Below are 17,117 nucleotides of genomic sequence, written 5' to 3'. Positions count from 1 at the left end.
ACAGGCCTTCTTATAGAGAAATGGTACACTCTGAAAGAAGGCCTGTTATTGGTTTCTGAAAAGGAGAGCTAGACAATTTTTTCTTTACAATTCCTGTTTAAATGCTCTTGTAAGGTATCCAAATTCTAATAAAGAATGAGAATATAAAACAAGTTAACTAGACCAAGCCAGCGAGGTAAGGTGATGAAAGTATACTTACATCACTTGTATTTATGGACTGACCAACTGTAAATCCAGCAAGGTTTTGAACTCTAAAATTGATTGGGAAGGCACTTCCTACTGTTCCTGATCCAGTACTTCGACCACCTAAAGTTGACCCGTTAATTTGGTTGTATGCAGCAAGATAATAAACACTATTGCCTGAAAGCGTAACAGGTGCTGTTAACGGTAAGATGAATAGACCTGATGTTAAAGATGTAGCTATAGTAGTCACTGCAATAACGGTAGCTTGCGTTTGACTAACTGGTTGAAGGACAGCCATTTGAAAAGTACCTGTGTTAGAGCCTAATTGAGTAACGTAAGCAGCAAGTCTACTAATAGTTGTTTGCTGTCCATTAAAAGCAAGAGCTCCAATGGCTTGGTTGTTTCCTCCACCAGCGTTAAAGGGAATCAATGCATTTATGTCCCCTATTTTCACAGTTTCAATGAATGCTGAACCGCCACCAGTAGCGCCAGTAACGCCGGTAGGACCAGTAGCACCAGTAGCACCAGTTGTGCCAGTAGCGCCAGTCGCGCCAGTAGCGCCAGTAGGACCAGTAGCACCAGTAGCTCCAGTAGCGCCAGTTGTGCCAGTAGCACCAGTAGCGCCAGTAGCGCCAGTAGCGCCAGTAGCGCCAGTAGCGCCAATGTTACCAGTAGCTCCAGTAGCGCCAGTCGGGCCAGTCGGGCCAGTAGCACCAGTAGCGCCAGTCGCGCCAGTCGCGCCAGTTGCGCCAGTAGCACCAGTTGTGCCAGTAGGACCAGTAGCACCAGTAGCACCAGTCGCGCCAGTAGCGCCAGTCGCGCCAGTAGCGCCAGTCGCGCCAGTCGGGCCAGTCGGGCCAGTAGCACCAGTAGCGCCAGTAGCGCCAGTCGCGCCAGTAGCGCCAGTCGCGCCAATGTTACCAGTAGCTCCAGTAGCTCCAGTAGCTCCAGTAGCTCCAGTAGCACCAGTAGCGCCAGTCGGCCAGTCGTTGTGCCAGTAGCACCAGTCGCGCCAGTAGCCAGTAGCTCCAGTAGCGCCAGTAGCGCCAGTCGTTAGCGACCAGTAGCGCCGCGCCAGTAGCAGTAGCGCCAGTAGCACCAGTAGCGCCAGTAGCACCAGTAGCTGTGCCAGTAGCGCCAGTAGCGCCAGTAGCCAGTCGCGCCAGTAGCGCCAGTAGCGCCAGTCGCGCCAGTCGCGCCAGTAGCGCCAGTAGCGCCAGTAGCGCCAGTAGCGCCAATGTTACCAGTAGCACCAGTAGCGCGCCAGTAGCACCAGTAGCGCCAGTCGCCAGTAGCCAGTTGCGCCAGTCGGGCCAGTAGCACCAGTTGCGCCAGTAGCCAGTAGCCAGTAGCACCAGTAGCGCCAGTCGCTCCAGTAGCGCCAGTAGCGCCAGTAGCGCCAATGTTACCAGTAGCGCCAGTTGCGCCAGTAGCGCCAGTAGCACCAGTAGCTCCAGTAGCGCCAGTAGTGCCAGTAGCGCCAGTAGCGCCAGTAGCGCCAGTAGCGCCAGTAGCGCCAGTAGCGCCAGTAGCTCCAGTAGCTCCAGTAGCTCCAGTAGCTCCAGTAGCTCCAGTAGCTCCAGTAGCTCCAGTAGCCAGTAGTGTCACCAGTAGTGCCAGTAGCACCAGTAGCACCAGGCTCCAGTCGGGCCAGTAGCACCAGTTGCCCAGTCACCAGTCGCCAGTTGCGCCAGTAGGACCAGTAGCACCAGTAGCCAGCGCCAGTAGCGCCAGTAGCGCCAATGTTACCAGTAGCTCCAGGATCGCCAGTAGCACCAGCCAGTAGCCAGTCCCAGCAGTAGTGCCAGTCGCCAGCCAGTCGCGCCAGTCGCGCCAGTGTCACCAGTCGCGCCAGTGTCACCAGTCGCGCCAGTAGCACCAGTAGCACCAGTAGTGCCAGTAGCTCCAGGATCACCAGTCGCGCCAGTAGTCGCGCCACCAGGCGTCACCAGTAGAGCCAGTAGCTCCAGTTGCGCCAGTAGCACCAGTAGCGCCAGTAGGGCCAGTTGGACCGCGACGACCTATTGGGTGAATACCGCTGATCGTTACTGTTTTCTCACTAGAATGATAGTTTTTAAATTGCTCATTATTGGTTACTTTATCCAAAATAACACCTCCTTAGTACTTCTTTATCGTACGAAGGAGAAGCATCAAATGCATGTGTAAATAACCTATAACAATCAAAAACTTCTTACAATTAATAGTTTCATGAATCAATTTCATAAATCTAAAGCCCCGATATGACTAGCTTTCTAAGGCATGAAAAAAGGAGAACCTCCCCAAATCTCGAAATTGTTAAGTACCACCAAAACAATGAGATGAAAGGATGAACCCCTATGCCATATATTCGACACGAAAGTCTGTTTTCCTTGCAAGACTTGTTTTCTATGGAGCAAAAATTTCGTTTTGAAGCCATATTTAGTGCAATAGATATTCAACCTTTACTGTCCGTGGTCAGTAAAAAATCAAGGCTTGGTGCTCCCGTTGAAGTTCACTACTCGGCGATGATTTACTCGTTAATCGCTAGACTCATTTCACGCATCCCGACAATTAAAGATTTAATCAAAAGGCTCCGTGAGGATCTTTTGTTTCGTCTGGATTGTGGCTTTATGCTGTCAGATTCCATTCCTTCTGAAGCATCCTACTCTCGGCTTATTCAGAAAATTAGTCAGAGCAACGCACTAGAGCAGATGCAACAACAAGTCATTACTTATGCACTGCAAGAAGGATTTATTCTCGACGATACGATTGCCATCGATGCTACACATGTAGTCGCTCGTGATCAAGCACCTAAGAAGCAAGCGAAAGAAAAGCCTGAACCTAAAAAACGTGGACGTAAGTCGAAAGAAGAACATAAGATTTGGCTCGCACAAAAACAAGCTGAAGAAGCAACAAAAACGATTTACCAACGAGAAATAGCTGATCAATTGACAACATCCTACGAACAGCTAAGCCAACAGCTGCCACTAGACCCACAGTGGGGCATCAAGAAAAATAGTGAACAAAACAACGTCTTTTGGTATGGCTACAAGGCACATTTGGCGGTTGCCACAAGTAGTCAATATATTCTAGGTGCGTTGCTATCTTCAGGTAATTTAAATGATGGAAAAGCTGCTATTCCTTTATTAAAGGGGCTTGCCCTTCATCATCCGTGCTTTAAGTATCGCTATGCAACAATGGATGCTGGGTATGACCATGAACCAATTTATGAGCAAGTAAGAAAAGCAGAAGCTCATGCGATTATCGCCTACAACCGTCGACGAGAACCCGAATATATCGGATTCGATGAGCATTTTGCTCCAACCTGTGTAAGAGAACAATCCTATCGTTATGATAGCTACGATGCGAAATACGAGACGCTAAAGTATATCCGTCCGAAAGCATGTGAAGAATGTCCGCTTAAAAACGATAGTTTGTGTCAAAAGGTGTACAAAATTAAAATAACATCCAGTCTTCGCAAGTATACGGCACCTGCACGAGGAACGGTATCTTGGGATCATATAGCTAAACGCCGAACCGCTGTTGAACGTGTGAATGCCTATTTGAAGGGTTATTTTCAACTGAATCATATTCGTCATCGTTCAGGTCAAAAAGCAAAAGCACATTTGACGCTGGTTTCTTTAGTATACAATGCAACGAAATTAGCAGTAGACCGCATCAATAAAAGATTAAAACATCAAGCAGCTTAAGCTTCAAAAACAGGAATTAATAAATTCTGTTCGTCTGACTTTGTTTAGATAAGTGCATTATGAAATTGATTCTCATAGATATATATCTTCATATTTGGCTTTGTAGTATGCAAAAATTTAATTAGGGGTAGGAGAATTGATTAATGGCGGAATAGAATTGAAACTATATTCCAAAATAGTTAAATGGTACATCATGTATGAGTAGACTGACATTGGCGAATGAGATATGGCGTAGGCAGTATTTTTTAGTTAATATTTTCTTTATATAGATTATCATTAACTTGAATTGCTATTGCAACTTCTACATTTATATCCTTTATTTTAAAAATTTCACTCGGATTTTTATATGGGTTTTGGTCTTCTGAGTAAGACACAACTGCTTGAATTTTAGTAATTTTGGCTATTTGCTTTTCAACCTCGTTAGTAGGTAAAACTTCATCGTTCATTAGATAGGTAAAGTTGTCTATTTTAATTAGTCCTGGTGTAAGGTTAGTAAATTCAGCACTACTTAATTTGTTCATATTACATCCTGAAAGCATCATAGAAACAAAAATTAAACCTAATGTTATTGCTTTTTTCATTGTATTCACCGCTTTCTTCATACTTTGATACAATCAAACAATTTAATCACATATTTTATTGTATCATAATATTTCGCTACTAAAAAATAACAAAGTTTATGAAAACAGCCTTATAGAAAAACCACATATCGAGTTTTATTTTCCAGTTGCCACCTTGTGTTTTTCCCATTGTTCTTTTGTTCCAACAAAGAAAGTAAGTCTTTCAGGTATCTTCACTACTGTTTCACTTGATTCCCCAAAAGCTCCAGATGAAGTTCCTAATCCATATACCATTGGTACATTTGTGGGCATTTTTGATAGTTGTCCATTAGTTTCAGAATAGTAAAAAACCATAGGGCCAGTAACGTTTTAACGTGTGAAAGGCCTGTACCACATCCAAAACGTAAACAGCTACCACAGCCGATTAAAAAAATGGATGAACCGCTTTAATGGTGTTTCCACCAAATATTTGCAATATTATTTGGCTTGGTTTCGTTATATAGACAGCAAGGAATATGAGAATACCTATCGAATAAGAAAAATATGTAGGTCAAATCGTGTCTGTTTACTGTGACCGACACTAACACCAAACTTCGGCTGTCTGCTTATTCTTGTTAAGCTAAGATCCCTAAAGTGGGTAGTAAATAAGGCATCAATTTACTTGTATTCTCAACTTTTTATCAATTGGCTTGATTACGCTGAAATTGGAGCAAGTAATACGCAAACTCTAAGGAGGGAAGCTCTTAATAAAATGGTTCATGAGAATATGCAGTTTTGTTTTTCAGTTACAAAAGATACAAACAATCGAAATATCATACGTTTCATTACTAAGGGAACATCTCTACTACATATTGGGTAAAATATGTCTCAAGTGATTGCAAAAGATGGAGGCTCAAGCAAAAATCTATGCAATCTCATTTACCATTAGCTGTATCTATGATGCCTAATAAAAACGAATCAAATAGAAGGGAACTCCAAGAGTATGTGGATCATTATGTCAGAAAATTGATTTTATAGTTAGGTAAAAATAGTTAGTAAATTAAATTTTTGAATATGAGGTGTAATATGAAAAGAGTATGTATGGCAGCTCTTAGATCCATATGTCATTGATCAGGAATCGCATACATCATAATGAATAAATCAGTGTATTGCGTTGTAGACACAGAAGGCGACGTAAGGAGGAAGAAGAAATAGACGATTATGCGAGGAAGTAGTTTCCTGTGAGGACGACTCCCGTCAACAGGTGGATCTTATTACGGTTTTGTGATTTAAGCCCTATCATGACAGATTCATAATCAATCTTCCCCGTAGCGTTATTTATACACGCGATTTCACCATCAAGTACTACGTCATGCCCCCAATTAAGAATTTCAAGTTCAGGATACTGACGAGTAATATTATTACCATTACGTGTAAATATGTTCGTTTTTCCGGAAAAATGCGTTAATATTGCTCGATGACCGTCAATCTTGGGTTCAAATATATATCGATCACTATCAAAGGGTTGATCCTGTTTTTCAAGTAACATAGGGGCGAATAGAAAAATGATGAAGTCACTCCTCATATCTGGGTTGTTAAAATTCTTCACTACACGAATGCATAATATACATATAAGGATGAACGAGTAGAAGAACATACAAAAAAGGACGGAATAATCCGTCCCTTGATAAATTTAACTTGTTCTGTTAACACCAATCGAAGTTAGTTAATCCTGCTTAAAGACCTCTTTTATGATAATCCTCGCTTTTCGAATATCATTCTCATTTTTTGAAGACAACAATTCCAAGATCTTATTTATTTCCTCTTCCTTACTACTAGAATGATTAGATATCTTGACGGAATGAGTATAGGCAAATAGCTCATAAATTTCACTATCTAATGCATCAGCAATCTTTGCTAAGTTTAATAAGGAGATATTCTTTTCAGCTCTCTCGATCCCACCTATGTATGAAAAGTGAAATCCAGCAATTTCACCAAGTTGTTCTTGTGATAACCCTTTTGCTTTCCTTAAGTCTCTAATCTTAGAACCAACGAGTTTAAGTATGTTTTTGGACATTTTAACACCTCTATAAGAAGTGTATACAACGTACTCCGTGCGAAACATACGTAGATAGTTATCATATTATAATAATGATATTTATATGTATCATTATAGTGTGTAAGTGGGAAAGATAATATAGTTGAAAGCACTTCTTTGAACGAAGGGAGTATATATATGGATACAATCAATCCATTAATGATAGATAAAGCGATCATTACTATAAGGGGAATATGTTATCAGGACATGTACTATTCTTGTCGAATTGCTATTAAAGAAAATTGGTTTAATCCTTCTTCAATGAGCGAAAAAACATCTGGTATAACTGTCGTTATTGAACCTGAAAAAAATAAAGTTATTGCAGTGATATCTCATACTGGAATAATGCATGAAGTGTGGAAACTTCAGGAGCCTCTAGCTTCAGAGAACCTGGATTACTTTGAACAAATAAATTTATTGAAAACTTCGATAAAGGAGAAAAAGAGAAAACGTCAGTTCTAAGGAACTAATAACTTACTTATGACAATACTCTTGATTAATTCATCATAAATATGGAAAGGATATTTGTAAAAATAGAAAGGTAGATACGATATGCATACATTGTGGAAAGGTGCATTAAGTTTCGGACTAGTCCATCTCCCTGTAAAAATGCACGCTGCAACAGAGGATAAAGATATTTCAATGAAACAAATTCATCGGGCATGCGGTTCACCGATTTCTTCACTTAAATTCTGTAAACAGTGTAATAATGAAACGGGAACTGAAGACCTAGTAAAGGGCTATGAGCATCAGAAGGGCCAATATATCTTATTTGAAAAAGATGAGTTAGAGGGACTTCTGCCTGAATCCATAAAAGAAATAAAAATAATGGATTTTGTAAATATTGACGAGATTGATCCGATATATTTTCAGAAAACATACTACCTATCACCTGATAGCAGTTCTGATAGAGGTTATACTCTTTTGATGGAAGCACTAAAAACAACAAGTAAGATAGGTATTTGCAAAATCTCCATTCGTGCGAAAAGTAGTTTAGGGGCAATCAGAGTAGTCAATAACTGCTTGGTATTAGAAACACTATATTACTCCGACGAAATTAGGCCGATTCAAAATGTTCCTAATGTTCAGACTGATCCTGTTGTTGATCCTAGAGAGTTAGTAATGGCGCAATCCATCGTACAACAGCTTTCAGTTACTTTTGAGCCAACGAAGTATCAGGATGATTACAGAAATCAGTTAAATGATGTTATCAACAAAAAAATTCAAGGTGATGAAATTCAATATGCAGTTATTCAGCCAAAGAATAATGTATTAGATTTAATGTCTGCTCTGCAAGCCAGTCTTGAGGCTTTAGAACAAAGTGATAGTAAAAAACCTGTAAAGCGAAGAGGCCGACCAAAAAAAATTCAAACTGCTTGATAATCCATAAGACCATCCAAATAAGACGAGGGACAGTGTTCATGCTGTTCCTCGTCTTATTTGAATATCTATATAGACGTCTACGAGTTGCTCGTTGGGCGTCAATATGGATAGTTTAGAACGTACGTTTTGGGTATCGCTTCAGCTTTTTCAAGACTTGAGGCCTCACCTAAAATAATCTTATTACTGAAGAATGCACACCAGAATCGATGGCTAAAAATATCGTTTTGATACATATATGTATTAATTATAGAGTTTATGTTCATGATTATATTGAGGTGACAATCCGTGAATTAAATGTGCAAATTAACCTTTTCTAGATTGAGATAGTATTTGATGAGTTTTAAAAAACAAAGCGATGATGACCTCCTGGAATATTATTGGAAAATTCAGCATTTTCAAACGACAATTGCATTTTGATTCTCATTATCGCAAACAATTACGACTAAATTTTGGATAGGTATATCAAATAATTTTGCAAGTTCATATAAGACATGAATTTGAATTCGATGCTTTCCAGATTCAATATTTGTTATTGATGGTCGAGACATTTGTAATTTTTCGCTTATTTCTTCTTGTGTCAATTGTCTAGCTATACGGTATTCACGAACTCGTTGACCAATAATTTTATAGATCATACGTTCAGTCATCATACTGGTTTCTCACCTCAATTATATTAATCTTATAATCTATTATCACCAAAATAATAGATTCATATAACTGATAGTAGATTTTATTTCTTCTTAAGAACAATGTTTATAATTTTTACTTTATGGTAATACGTCTATATAAAACAGGTTATAAATATTCTGAAGAAGGACAGGTGAGTTCTATGTTTTTTTTAGAGCCGGTTATCAAGCGAACAAGGAATGGAAGTTATGGAAACAATAATTGGTTTAGTTATAGTCCAAGACTCAAAAGAAATGTATATCTCTATAGTGATCTTGAATTTGATCATTGGATATTAATTGAGAATGATAAAAATATAAAAGCATTTTGCGAACAACCACTTCATGTTAATGAAGTAGTTGATGGTGAGTTAATAAATACAATTTTTGATATGTGGTACCTTACAAATAAAGGGGATCATTTGTTTGTCGAGGTAAAGTATTCATCTGAGCTTGATCCACTACATCCAGATTACTCGTTAAGATCCGTGAAGCAAATTGAAAAGCAGAAAAAATGGTGTCAAGTCAAGGGATATGAGCATGAAGTCCATACAGATCACTATATCTATAAGGATAAACTCTTACTTAGAAATTATAAAAAGATGATGCCATATATTGATGATCGTAGACAGAAAAAAGAAATGGATTACCTAAGCATTAAGTCGTTTCTAATGAAGAATGGAAGGTCCAAGATAGGGATGATCGAAAATGCTCACCACGAAATATCGAGACATCGAATTAGAGATGCTATCTACAATATGATTTATGAACAAGTACTATGTGCCAATTTAAGTGAAGTAGATCTTGGAAAAGAATTGGAGGTATGGTTTTATGAGTAGAAAGAGGCTAATCGAGAATATAAATTATACTTCAGAAGATCTAGACTATACAAGATGGTCAGTTGTTCATTTTGATAATCGAAATGAAACTTTCGAGAAAAGAAAACAGGCCATAGAGCTTTATATTGATAATCAGATTAGTATTGCTGACATTAAAAAAATAACCGGTATTGACCGTAAAGAGCTTAATAAATTATTGCGAAAATGTTTAACAAATGATAAAGAAGGTAGGCAATGGGGATATCGTGCACTGATCCCATACAAACGAGTGGGTGAGAAGTATCTTCGGATTGAGAGCACTTCGGGCCTACAGAATCCTCTGAGATTAACAGGGGCATTTAAGCAATTGCTTGAACAATATCCAGTTCTTCCACAATTGATAGATGATTATATCCTTAACCGACGGAAACGACCTACAGGTGACAATGTAATTCGTATCATCGATTTACGCAATAAATTTTTAAAATTATGTAGGTCGGAAGGAATTAAATTAAACGAATATCCATTTAACACTTTAGATAAGGGCTTGCGATCATTATATCGATATGTGGAGACTCTTACGAATGAAAACATAAGAGCTGCAAGTAGTCGATATGGTGATGAGGCGGAACGGAAGCTAAAGGATCTGGATGGCACTAGTTCACCCAAAGAATTAACAGTAGTTCCATACGAGTGTGTATATTTCGATGGGCATAAAATCGATGCATTGTTATCTATAACCTTTAAAAATGCATATGGTGACGACGTTGTTGAGACCATGAGTCGCATTTGGTTATTGGTGATTATGGATGATGCAACTCGTGCTGTCTTAGGACACATCTTATGTTTACAACCCGAATATTCATCCTATGATGTATTACATTGTATCAAAAAAACGGTAATACCTTGGAAACCGATTGTTTTAACCATACCAGGTCTCGAATATCCTGAAAAACCTGGATACCCCTCAGCAGCCTTTCCTGAAGCACAATGGGCTTTATGGAATGAACTTAAATACGATAATGCATTAGCTAATCTTTCAACTATTGTAAAAGATAGGCTTACAAGCATTGTGAACTGTTCTGTAAACCCTGGAAAAGTAAGGTTTCCTGAAGGTCGTGCAATAATCGAACGTTTTTTTGGATTATTAGAAAATAATTATATCCATAGGTTAGTAAACACTACTGGAAGTAATCCAAAAGATCCAAAAAGAAAAAACCCTGAAAAAGCTGCTATAAAATATGAAATTAGATCAGATGAATTAGAACAGCTAATTGAAGTTGCTATCGCCAGATATAACAATGAAATGCACTCTACACTAGGAATGAGTCCGCTAGAAGCTATGGAACAACGTATCTTGTATAGAGATATGGTACCTCGTATTCTAGATGAGGAGAAAAGAAATGACATTAACTTCTTTTCTCTACGAACACATAGAGTAGTTAAAGGTTCTAAACAATCCGGAAAAAGGCCACATATTAATTATGAAGGGGTTCAGTATTCGAGTTCGTTGTTATCTAAAAATTTTAGTCTTGTAGGTACTGAACTAACTATTGAAGTCAATATTGATGATATCACAGTATTACAAGTGTTTTTACCTGATGGAGAGGCACTAGATTATATTCGTGCACGTGGGCCATGGAGTAAAAAATCGCATTCGTTGAGGACAAGAAAAGTTATCAATAAATTGGTTAGAGAAGGGAAATTAAAATTCGATAACTCAGATTGTATAATAGAAGTTTTTGAGCGTCATCTTGAAGAAAAAGCAAACAATAAAAAGACCGCACGTAATCAATTGGCAGCACTTCAGAAATATAACCAATTATCTTTCCAAAAGGATGAAAAAAAACATATAGAAGAAGAGATATTAATGATTGAAACTGACACTACTTTATCCAGCATAGATACTATAAATCAGGATAATACATTTGAGCTACTCAAGAACATTTTAAAGACAAATTGTTAAATAGGTGAGGTTTACGATGGGACAATCAATGCGAAAAGATGAACCGAAAAATATAGTGTACGACCTAAACAGACCTAACATACCGAAAGGCAGTCATCCTATAGACACAGATGATTACCAAATACCAACGAATGAAATTATTAAGGTTTTTAAGTCTGTTAGTCGTTGGATAGAATACCGAATAACAGGCGCGACTATATACGGTAGACCACGCTTAGGGAAAACCCGAATGATCAAATATCTTATTAAAAATATACCGATCATTCTAAAAGAAACAATTCCCATTTATCATATTATTAACATACATTCGAAGATAGCAAAAGAAGAAGAATTTATTGAAACTTTGCTCTCAGATGTGGGCCATGTTTTTGCATTAACGGGTAAAGTAAGCGCTAAACGTCAGCGTTTAATAAATTTCTTGCTTCAGAAGGGAATGGAGAATCCTCGTAGAGTGGTGATACTTTTTATTGATGAAGCGCAATGTCTTGATCAGCAACATTATGAATGGCTAATGGATTATTACAATAAGTTGGATAAAGCTGATGTTACATTAATTTTATTTCTTGTAGGTCAAGAACAACTTAATTCTCAAAAAACAATCTTTAGTCGCGAACAGACCGATCAAATAATTCAGCGTTTTATGATTGAAGAATATCAATTTTCAGGGATTAAAACTATTGATGATATAATAACCTGCTTAAGATGTTATGACACAGCGAGTGAATATCCAGTTGGTAGTGGGTGGTCTTTCACTAGATACTACTTCCCTGAAGCATTCGCAGCTGGAGACAGACTCGAAGCATTTTCAAAAGATATCTTTGAAATATTCATGAATTTACGACAGAAATATAATATAAAAGGAGCTTTTGAAATCCCAATGCAACATATGATCAAAGCTATAAAAGTTATCTTCCTAGACTATGGAAAAGATAGTTCAAATTATTGTCATTGGATCAATAAAAACCATTGGATTGATGCCATTCACAAGAGTAATTACATTACATCGGAACAAAGAAAAATATAATTCAAAAAGTAATGTTGTTTAAGTAATATAGTTAAAGGTAAGAATTGTAAACATGACAATTCTTACCGGGGGCTAGAAACAATGAAGATAGGTAAAATATTAGCTACTGAAAATCGATTTGGAAAAAATAAAATAAGTTTATCATCAAATTACTCTATTGAACTCGAAAAAGATACTTGGGACGTAAGAAATTTAGGAATTCCATATAATATTACAAGAGGTGATTATTTTTTATCCTTCACTGGTGTTAATGAAAATTTTCGTTCTCTTGTAAAACGCTATGTTATAGATCGTGTGATTAACAACGACAGTATTAGATGGAATACAGCAATTCAAGAAGTTAGTAGGTTAAGAAGATTTTTCGATTACTTAAATATACGGTATCCTAATTGGAATGATTTAAATAAACTTTCGAGAGACGACATCGAGAGTTATATCGAGTTCATTAAAACTAATTCAATGGGTGGTAATAGTAAAAATCAGTACAAGGACAAGGAACCAACTGATTACTTTATCTGGTCAATGGTTTCTAATCTTGAAAATTTCCTATACTTTATCCAACGTTACGAGTGGATGGAAGCACCGATAAAACCAATCAGAATGTTAATATATCAAGAAGATCGACCAAAATTAAAACCCAGAAAGATTTCAGATTATAAATATATGACAGACAATGTATGGAAACAAATAGTTGATAACATAGATAAAATTGATTCACAATATGTGCCTATGATTTTGCTTATGGAAGCAACAGGATTTCTACTAGTTGATGTATTAAATCTTAAAATTGATTGCTTAATTGAAAATACAGATGGATTCTGGATTATTTCTGAGCGATTAAAATTAAAGAAGGTACCCATTAGTGATGAAATAGTCGATCTGGTTAAAGCGCAAATAATATTAGTAAATGAGAAATTTTCGAGGGAACAAAACAAAGAGCGATTTCTTTTCTTACGTTATAAAGGAAAGAAGGAATGGAGGGGGCAACCATACTTGCAACTCTCAATATGGCGACAGTTAAATTCGTTTTCTAATAAATGTAATATCACAGATGATGAAGGGAATATTTTTAGATTTGGTTCTATTGCCTTTAGACATCACTTTGGAATTACACAAATTAATAATGGGGCAAGCATTCCAGATGTACAACGGTTATTATCAAATGTAACCCCCGAGATGGCAGTTATTTATGCCAAGATCAATGATTATAGACAACAACTAGAATGGAATAAATCAATTCAAATGGAAGCAATTCGGTTAGATCCTATATCTGGGGAAGTACTTAAATCAAATATTGAAGACCAAGCGGTTAATAATGGTTTAAAACTTGATTGGCTACGCAAAAATTTAGGGGACCTTCGTTTAGATCATGGGTATTGCATAAAGTCAATAAAGACGCCTTGTCAATACGTTAATCAAATAATGGAGCAACCATGCATAACATTTAAGTGTTCTAGTTTTTATGTAGATAGCACGTTCAAAGATTATTATGAAGAACAGATTATTGATCTAGATAAGCGAATTAAAGAATGCGAAAAAAATGGTAGAAGCAGGTTAATAGAAATATTGGAACCAAAACTTAAAAAGTATATTGAAATTAAAAATAATCTTATCTAAAAAGGGAGGACCCATGGTATGGAATTGAATTGGAGAAAAGAGTGGATACTTCCATTTGAATCACCATGGTCAATTTTAGAAAAAGTAAAATCTTCAAACAACATTAACACAAAACAGTTTCTTCAATTTTTCGGAAGTAGTCAAACAGTAGTTGGACTTAAATATGGAAAGATTGGAAAACAGTATAGGGAAGTTGTTCATATGAAGATTCTGGATCATGGACTACTGGAGGAACTTTTGAGCACCAATATCAAAAACCATACTCAAAAATACATAGAAGAAATAGCAGGGATGTTTCCATATTACTTAAATAATGTGAATGTGGGATGTCATTACAAGGCAATAGCGTAAATCATACGCCTGTATTCAATGAATGGGGATCGCAACCAGTAATTAAGAAGTTCAAACTAATTTATTTGATGAAATTTATGAGTGCATCCGTTTAATTCTTCAGGTTTATGAAAAAAATCTACATAATACTATTCTCTGTAGCCATAAACACTGCATAAAAAGATTTATTGGATTGATAAAAGAAGAGGGGGCTGATTTTCCGGAAATATGTCCATTCGCTTACGCCTATGTCTTTTGGAAGGAAAGTCTATTTAATATCAATCCATTCTTTAATGATCCTATTCCAAAAAAAAGAATAGGATTGAGCTACTTACAAATTCCTTTTTATGCTTATAGAGATTCAGTTGAAGAGTTTATTTTAACGTTACTTAATAACAAGTCATTAAGTATAGACTCATTAAAGTGGATAATCAGCCACAGCATCTTTAAAATAGCTAAATTGCATTTTGTGGAATGGTTGAAGAATGCAGAAAAGTATTCTCATAAACACTTTAAACCTACAAATAATTATGAGTTAATCAACCACAATAATATATTTTTTTCTTTCTTATACAATGAGAGTGATCAAATTATTGAATATAATGAGAGTGAAGGAAACATTGAATTTTCAACTAAGGGAATAAAGTGTCCATATATTGATAAAAAATTTCATAATTTTTCAGAAAATGAATATTCTCATCTACCAATGAGACTTGTATTTAATCAAGGTTCCGAGAAAGACAAAAAAGCAGCAGAAAAGTATATGTCAGGATTAAAAGTTTTACACTCATAAAGATTCGTGCTGCTGTCGAGTAATTCTCGGCAGCTTATTATTAGTATCAAAAGATGGTAGAATGTAGGTAGATTTGTGTCATTTATGTAGGAACATTTGTGTCGTTAGACATCCTTTCATGGAAAAATAGACAGGAAAGCTTTTGCTCCCCTGCCTATTAACATCATGTCGTTACTTCTTAATAATGCGCTCAGAGAGTGTATCCCAGCTCATCGTCGTGTTCGTAAGTCTATTAAATGCTTCTAGTGGTAAATATAATGTGCCTTTATCCATTTGACCAACGATGCTCGTTTTCGCTCCGTTGATCGATACTTCAGCTGATTCTGTAGCGATGACAAGCGTCGTTGCCGCCTTTTGCAGCGTAACAGTGCCGGCCTTAGCATCGTAACGAACCGTTGCTCCTAACGCTTCAGCTAGTGGCTTCGCAGGATATAGCACCTCATTGCTGCGAGTGATTTTGAACTTCGGATAGAGATACTTGGCTTGCAGCTCAGCCGTTGCATCCGTAAGACTTACGCCAATAACCTGAGCAGACGCTTTAGCAATTTGAGTGTTGTCGACTTGCCCCTTTACAAACGGAATAATTGGACCGTAAGCCCATACGCCAACATCTACAGCGGAGTGTCCATGACCACTCCAGCCTACTAAAAGTCGCTTGCTAATGACTGCGTTATAGCCGCCTTCTCTGCCGTAGGATGAACCATCGCCATCCAATATCTGCTGAGCCTCTTCATCTGTTAAATCAGTAATCCATGTATTGGCAGTCACAATCTTTTTAATATCACTTAACGTTTTCGCTTCATTCAGCTTGCTTGCAATAAACTCAGAGGAATGAACTTGCTTATCCCATAGGTCTAAATTCAGCTCGTAAATGTTATCGCGAGATAGCGATAGACCACCTGTCTCATGGTCAGCAGTTATAACAATTGACGTGTTGCCATCCTTCTTCGCATAATCAAGCGCTACCTTCACCGCAGCATCAAAATCAAGCACCTCTTGCACAGTAGAAGGGAAGTCATTCGCATGAGAAGCATGGTCAATACGACCACCTTCGATCATGACAACGAAGCCATCCTCATCCTTTTCCAATAATTCGATAGCCTTTTTCGTCATTTGAGCCAAAGATGGAATCTCGTTAGTTCGGTCCAGCACATAAGGAATATGTGAGCTGCTGAACAGACCAAGCACTTGCTCATCATTTTGGTTAAGACGGTTTAATTGCGATGCATTGGTTATGTATGTGTAGCCTTTTGCTTCGAATTGTGGAATAAGCGAGCCATCGCTGCGTCTGCCCCCTTCGTCCTTGCTTGTAAAGAAGGAGCTTCCGCCGCCAAGTAAAACGTCAACGCCACTTTCTAAATATTGTGATGCAATCGCCAGCTCATTATCGCGACTCCGTACGTGCGAAGCATATACGGCTGGAGTTGCATGCGTAATTCTAGCCGTTGATACAAGACCGGTCGCTTTGCCAGCCGCTTCTGCCGCTTCGATCACTGAAGCGAACGGCTTGGATACTTCCTCATTCGAAACACTAATGCCTGCGTTGTATGTTTTGTTGCCTGTTGCAAACGCAGTACCTGCAGAGGCAGAATCTGTGACAACACCTGATACAATCGTTCCGCCATCCTCACCGCGATCCGCATAAGTTGTGGCTTGCCCTGTGTAAATACTGTCTAATGTCAGCTGATCAATCCCTTTGTTGTACATTAAGTAATTACGTGCTGCTGTCACTTGTGCAGGACCCATTCCATCCCCGATAAGCACAATCAAGTTTTTTGAGGTAGATGTTGAGCTCGTTGGTTGGTCAGCTGCGGATACTGACTGCAAAGATAGCATAGAAAAAACTAAACATCCTGCTAAAGCCATTTTCAAACTTTGCTTTTTCAAATTTTATCCCTCCATGCTCTTTTTCTCTTTCCTTGCAGCACCATTATGCGGGGACAAAATCATCTAATTGTTAACTTCAATTGAATTTATTGTAAATAATAGATATAAAAAACACCTTTATTAAG

16 protein-coding genes and 2 pseudogenes are annotated in these 17,117 nt (G+C 37.7%); 10 read left to right on the top strand and 8 right to left on the bottom strand.

The window, feature by feature from the left end:
• Positions 1-157 precede the first annotated feature (157 nt).
• The 3 genes and pseudogenes from NSQ99_RS23310 to NSQ99_RS23300 all read right to left on the bottom strand — a co-directional run.
• The gene (locus tag NSQ99_RS23310) at positions 158-1,282 is read right to left on the bottom strand and encodes a BclA C-terminal domain-containing protein (protein WP_445670565.1); all 1,125 of its coding nucleotides are present in this window, start codon (positions 1,280-1,282) and stop codon (positions 158-160) included.
• Entirely contained in the window at positions 1,237-1,791 is a 555-nt protein-coding gene (locus NSQ99_RS23305) for a hypothetical protein (RefSeq protein WP_445670564.1), read from the bottom strand. Before NSQ99_RS23305 ends, NSQ99_RS23310 begins: the two co-directional genes overlap by 46 nt.
• A 29-nt stretch (positions 1,792-1,820) precedes the next feature.
• Positions 1,821-2,226, bottom strand: a pseudogene (locus NSQ99_RS23300) (hypothetical protein); the annotation flags it as partial.
• A gap of 293 nt (positions 2,227-2,519) precedes the next feature.
• Between NSQ99_RS23300 and NSQ99_RS21345 the strand changes: the two are divergent.
• Entirely contained in the window at positions 2,520-3,872 is a 1,353-nt protein-coding gene (locus NSQ99_RS21345; protein ID WP_340839018.1) for a transposase, read from the top strand.
• Between the two features lie 245 nt (positions 3,873-4,117).
• Here the strand turns inward: NSQ99_RS21345 and NSQ99_RS21340 are convergent, their stop codons facing one another.
• Positions 4,118-4,453, bottom strand: coding sequence for a hypothetical protein (locus NSQ99_RS21340; protein ID WP_340839017.1), 336 nt, complete (start codon positions 4,451-4,453; stop codon positions 4,118-4,120).
• Between the two features lie 352 nt (positions 4,454-4,805).
• On the opposite strand from NSQ99_RS21340, the pseudogene NSQ99_RS21335 reads away from it, so the two are divergent.
• Positions 4,806-5,006 (top strand): annotated as a pseudogene (locus NSQ99_RS21335) (IS1595 family transposase); the annotation flags it as partial.
• A 624-nt stretch (positions 5,007-5,630) separates the two neighbouring features.
• Here the strand turns inward: NSQ99_RS21335 and NSQ99_RS21330 are convergent.
• Together NSQ99_RS21330 and NSQ99_RS21325 are read right to left on the bottom strand one after the other, a co-directional pair.
• Positions 5,631-5,960, bottom strand: coding sequence for an ATP-dependent DNA ligase (locus NSQ99_RS21330; RefSeq protein WP_340839016.1), 330 nt, complete (start codon positions 5,958-5,960; stop codon positions 5,631-5,633).
• 177 nt (positions 5,961-6,137) lie between these two features.
• Entirely contained in the window at positions 6,138-6,488 is a 351-nt protein-coding gene (locus NSQ99_RS21325; RefSeq protein WP_340839015.1) for a helix-turn-helix domain-containing protein, read from the bottom strand.
• A gap of 159 nt (positions 6,489-6,647) precedes the next feature.
• Between NSQ99_RS21325 and NSQ99_RS21320 the strand changes: the two genes are divergently transcribed.
• Both NSQ99_RS21320 and ku read left to right on the top strand, forming a co-directional pair.
• On the top strand, positions 6,648-6,971 hold the full coding sequence (locus tag NSQ99_RS21320; RefSeq protein ID WP_340839014.1) for a hypothetical protein: 324 nt from the start codon (positions 6,648-6,650) through the stop codon (positions 6,969-6,971).
• Positions 6,972-7,061: 90 nt separating this feature from the next.
• Entirely contained in the window at positions 7,062-7,889 is an 828-nt protein-coding gene (gene ku / locus NSQ99_RS21315) for a non-homologous end joining protein Ku (RefSeq protein WP_340839013.1), read from the top strand.
• Between the two features lie 398 nt (positions 7,890-8,287).
• On the opposite strand, the gene NSQ99_RS21310 is transcribed toward ku, so the two are convergent.
• The gene (locus tag NSQ99_RS21310; protein WP_340839012.1) at positions 8,288-8,542 is read right to left on the bottom strand and encodes a helix-turn-helix domain-containing protein; all 255 of its coding nucleotides are present in this window, start codon (positions 8,540-8,542) and stop codon (positions 8,288-8,290) included.
• A gap of 119 nt (positions 8,543-8,661) precedes the next feature.
• Between NSQ99_RS21310 and NSQ99_RS21305 the strand changes: the two genes are divergently transcribed.
• The 6 genes from NSQ99_RS21305 (at position 8,662) to NSQ99_RS21280 (ending at position 15,105) form a co-directional block, all read left to right on the top strand.
• Positions 8,662-9,396 (top strand): TnsA endonuclease N-terminal domain-containing protein, encoded by a 735-nt coding sequence (locus tag NSQ99_RS21305; RefSeq protein WP_340839011.1) that lies wholly within the window; start codon positions 8,662-8,664, stop codon positions 9,394-9,396.
• Positions 9,389-11,341 carry a hypothetical protein gene (locus NSQ99_RS21300; protein ID WP_340839010.1) on the top strand — a complete coding sequence of 651 codons (1,953 nt, stop codon included), beginning with the start codon at positions 9,389-9,391 and terminating at the stop codon, positions 11,339-11,341. The genes NSQ99_RS21305 and NSQ99_RS21300 overlap by 8 nt, the downstream gene beginning before the upstream one ends.
• A gap of 16 nt (positions 11,342-11,357) precedes the next feature.
• Entirely contained in the window at positions 11,358-12,365 is a 1,008-nt protein-coding gene (locus NSQ99_RS21295; protein WP_340839009.1) for an ATP-binding protein, read from the top strand.
• An 81-nt stretch (positions 12,366-12,446) separates the two neighbouring features.
• Entirely contained in the window at positions 12,447-13,982 is a 1,536-nt protein-coding gene (locus tag NSQ99_RS21290; RefSeq protein ID WP_340839008.1) for a tyrosine-type recombinase/integrase, read from the top strand.
• A gap of 18 nt (positions 13,983-14,000) precedes the next feature.
• The gene (locus NSQ99_RS21285) at positions 14,001-14,333 is read left to right on the top strand and encodes a hypothetical protein (RefSeq protein WP_340839007.1); all 333 of its coding nucleotides are present in this window, start codon (positions 14,001-14,003) and stop codon (positions 14,331-14,333) included.
• A 172-nt stretch (positions 14,334-14,505) separates the two neighbouring features.
• Positions 14,506-15,105: a hypothetical protein gene (locus NSQ99_RS21280; protein ID WP_340839006.1), complete on the top strand. Its 600-nt coding sequence runs from the start codon at positions 14,506-14,508 to the stop codon at positions 15,103-15,105.
• A gap of 171 nt (positions 15,106-15,276) precedes the next feature.
• Here NSQ99_RS21280 and NSQ99_RS21275 read toward each other — a convergent pair whose 3' ends face one another.
• Positions 15,277-16,941: an alkaline phosphatase gene (locus NSQ99_RS21275; protein ID WP_340839227.1), complete on the bottom strand. Its 1,665-nt coding sequence runs from the start codon at positions 16,939-16,941 to the stop codon at positions 15,277-15,279.
• Between the last annotated feature and the right edge of the window lie 176 nt (positions 16,942-17,117).

Origin of the sequence: Paenibacillus sp. FSL W7-1287, assembly GCF_038004245.1 — a bacterium.
Lineage (GTDB): Bacteria > Bacillota > Bacilli > Paenibacillales > Paenibacillaceae > Pristimantibacillus > Pristimantibacillus camelliae.
Note: the sequence above shows the minus strand (reverse complement) of the source record. Positions and strands in the feature narration are given on the sequence as shown.

Bases quoted from the DNA above. Each gene is read 5' to 3' on its own strand.
- NSQ99_RS21320 (WP_340839014.1), top strand. From the start codon at position 6,648: ATGGATACAATCAATCCATTAATGATAGATAAAGCGATCATTACTATA.
- NSQ99_RS21285 (WP_340839007.1), top strand. From the start codon at position 14,001: ATGGAATTGAATTGGAGAAAAGAGTGGATACTTCCATTTGAATCACCA.
- NSQ99_RS21330 (WP_340839016.1), bottom strand. From the start codon at position 5,960: ATGTTACTTGAAAAACAGGATCAACCCTTTGATAGTGATCGATATATA.
- NSQ99_RS21295 (WP_340839009.1), top strand. From the start codon at position 11,358: ATGGGACAATCAATGCGAAAAGATGAACCGAAAAATATAGTGTACGAC.
- NSQ99_RS21290 (WP_340839008.1), top strand. From the start codon at position 12,447: ATGAAGATAGGTAAAATATTAGCTACTGAAAATCGATTTGGAAAAAAT.
- ku (WP_340839013.1), top strand. From the start codon at position 7,062: ATGCATACATTGTGGAAAGGTGCATTAAGTTTCGGACTAGTCCATCTC.
- NSQ99_RS21345 (WP_340839018.1), top strand. From the start codon at position 2,520: ATGCCATATATTCGACACGAAAGTCTGTTTTCCTTGCAAGACTTGTTT.
- NSQ99_RS21340 (WP_340839017.1), bottom strand. From the start codon at position 4,453: ATGAAAAAAGCAATAACATTAGGTTTAATTTTTGTTTCTATGATGCTT.
- NSQ99_RS21275 (WP_340839227.1), bottom strand. From the start codon at position 16,941: ATGCTATCTTTGCAGTCAGTATCCGCAGCTGACCAACCAACGAGCTCA.
- NSQ99_RS21300 (WP_340839010.1), top strand. From the start codon at position 9,389: ATGAGTAGAAAGAGGCTAATCGAGAATATAAATTATACTTCAGAAGAT.
- NSQ99_RS21310 (WP_340839012.1), bottom strand. From the start codon at position 8,542: ATGATGACTGAACGTATGATCTATAAAATTATTGGTCAACGAGTTCGT.
- NSQ99_RS21305 (WP_340839011.1), top strand. From the start codon at position 8,662: ATGGTAATACGTCTATATAAAACAGGTTATAAATATTCTGAAGAAGGA.
- NSQ99_RS21325 (WP_340839015.1), bottom strand. From the start codon at position 6,488: ATGTCCAAAAACATACTTAAACTCGTTGGTTCTAAGATTAGAGACTTA.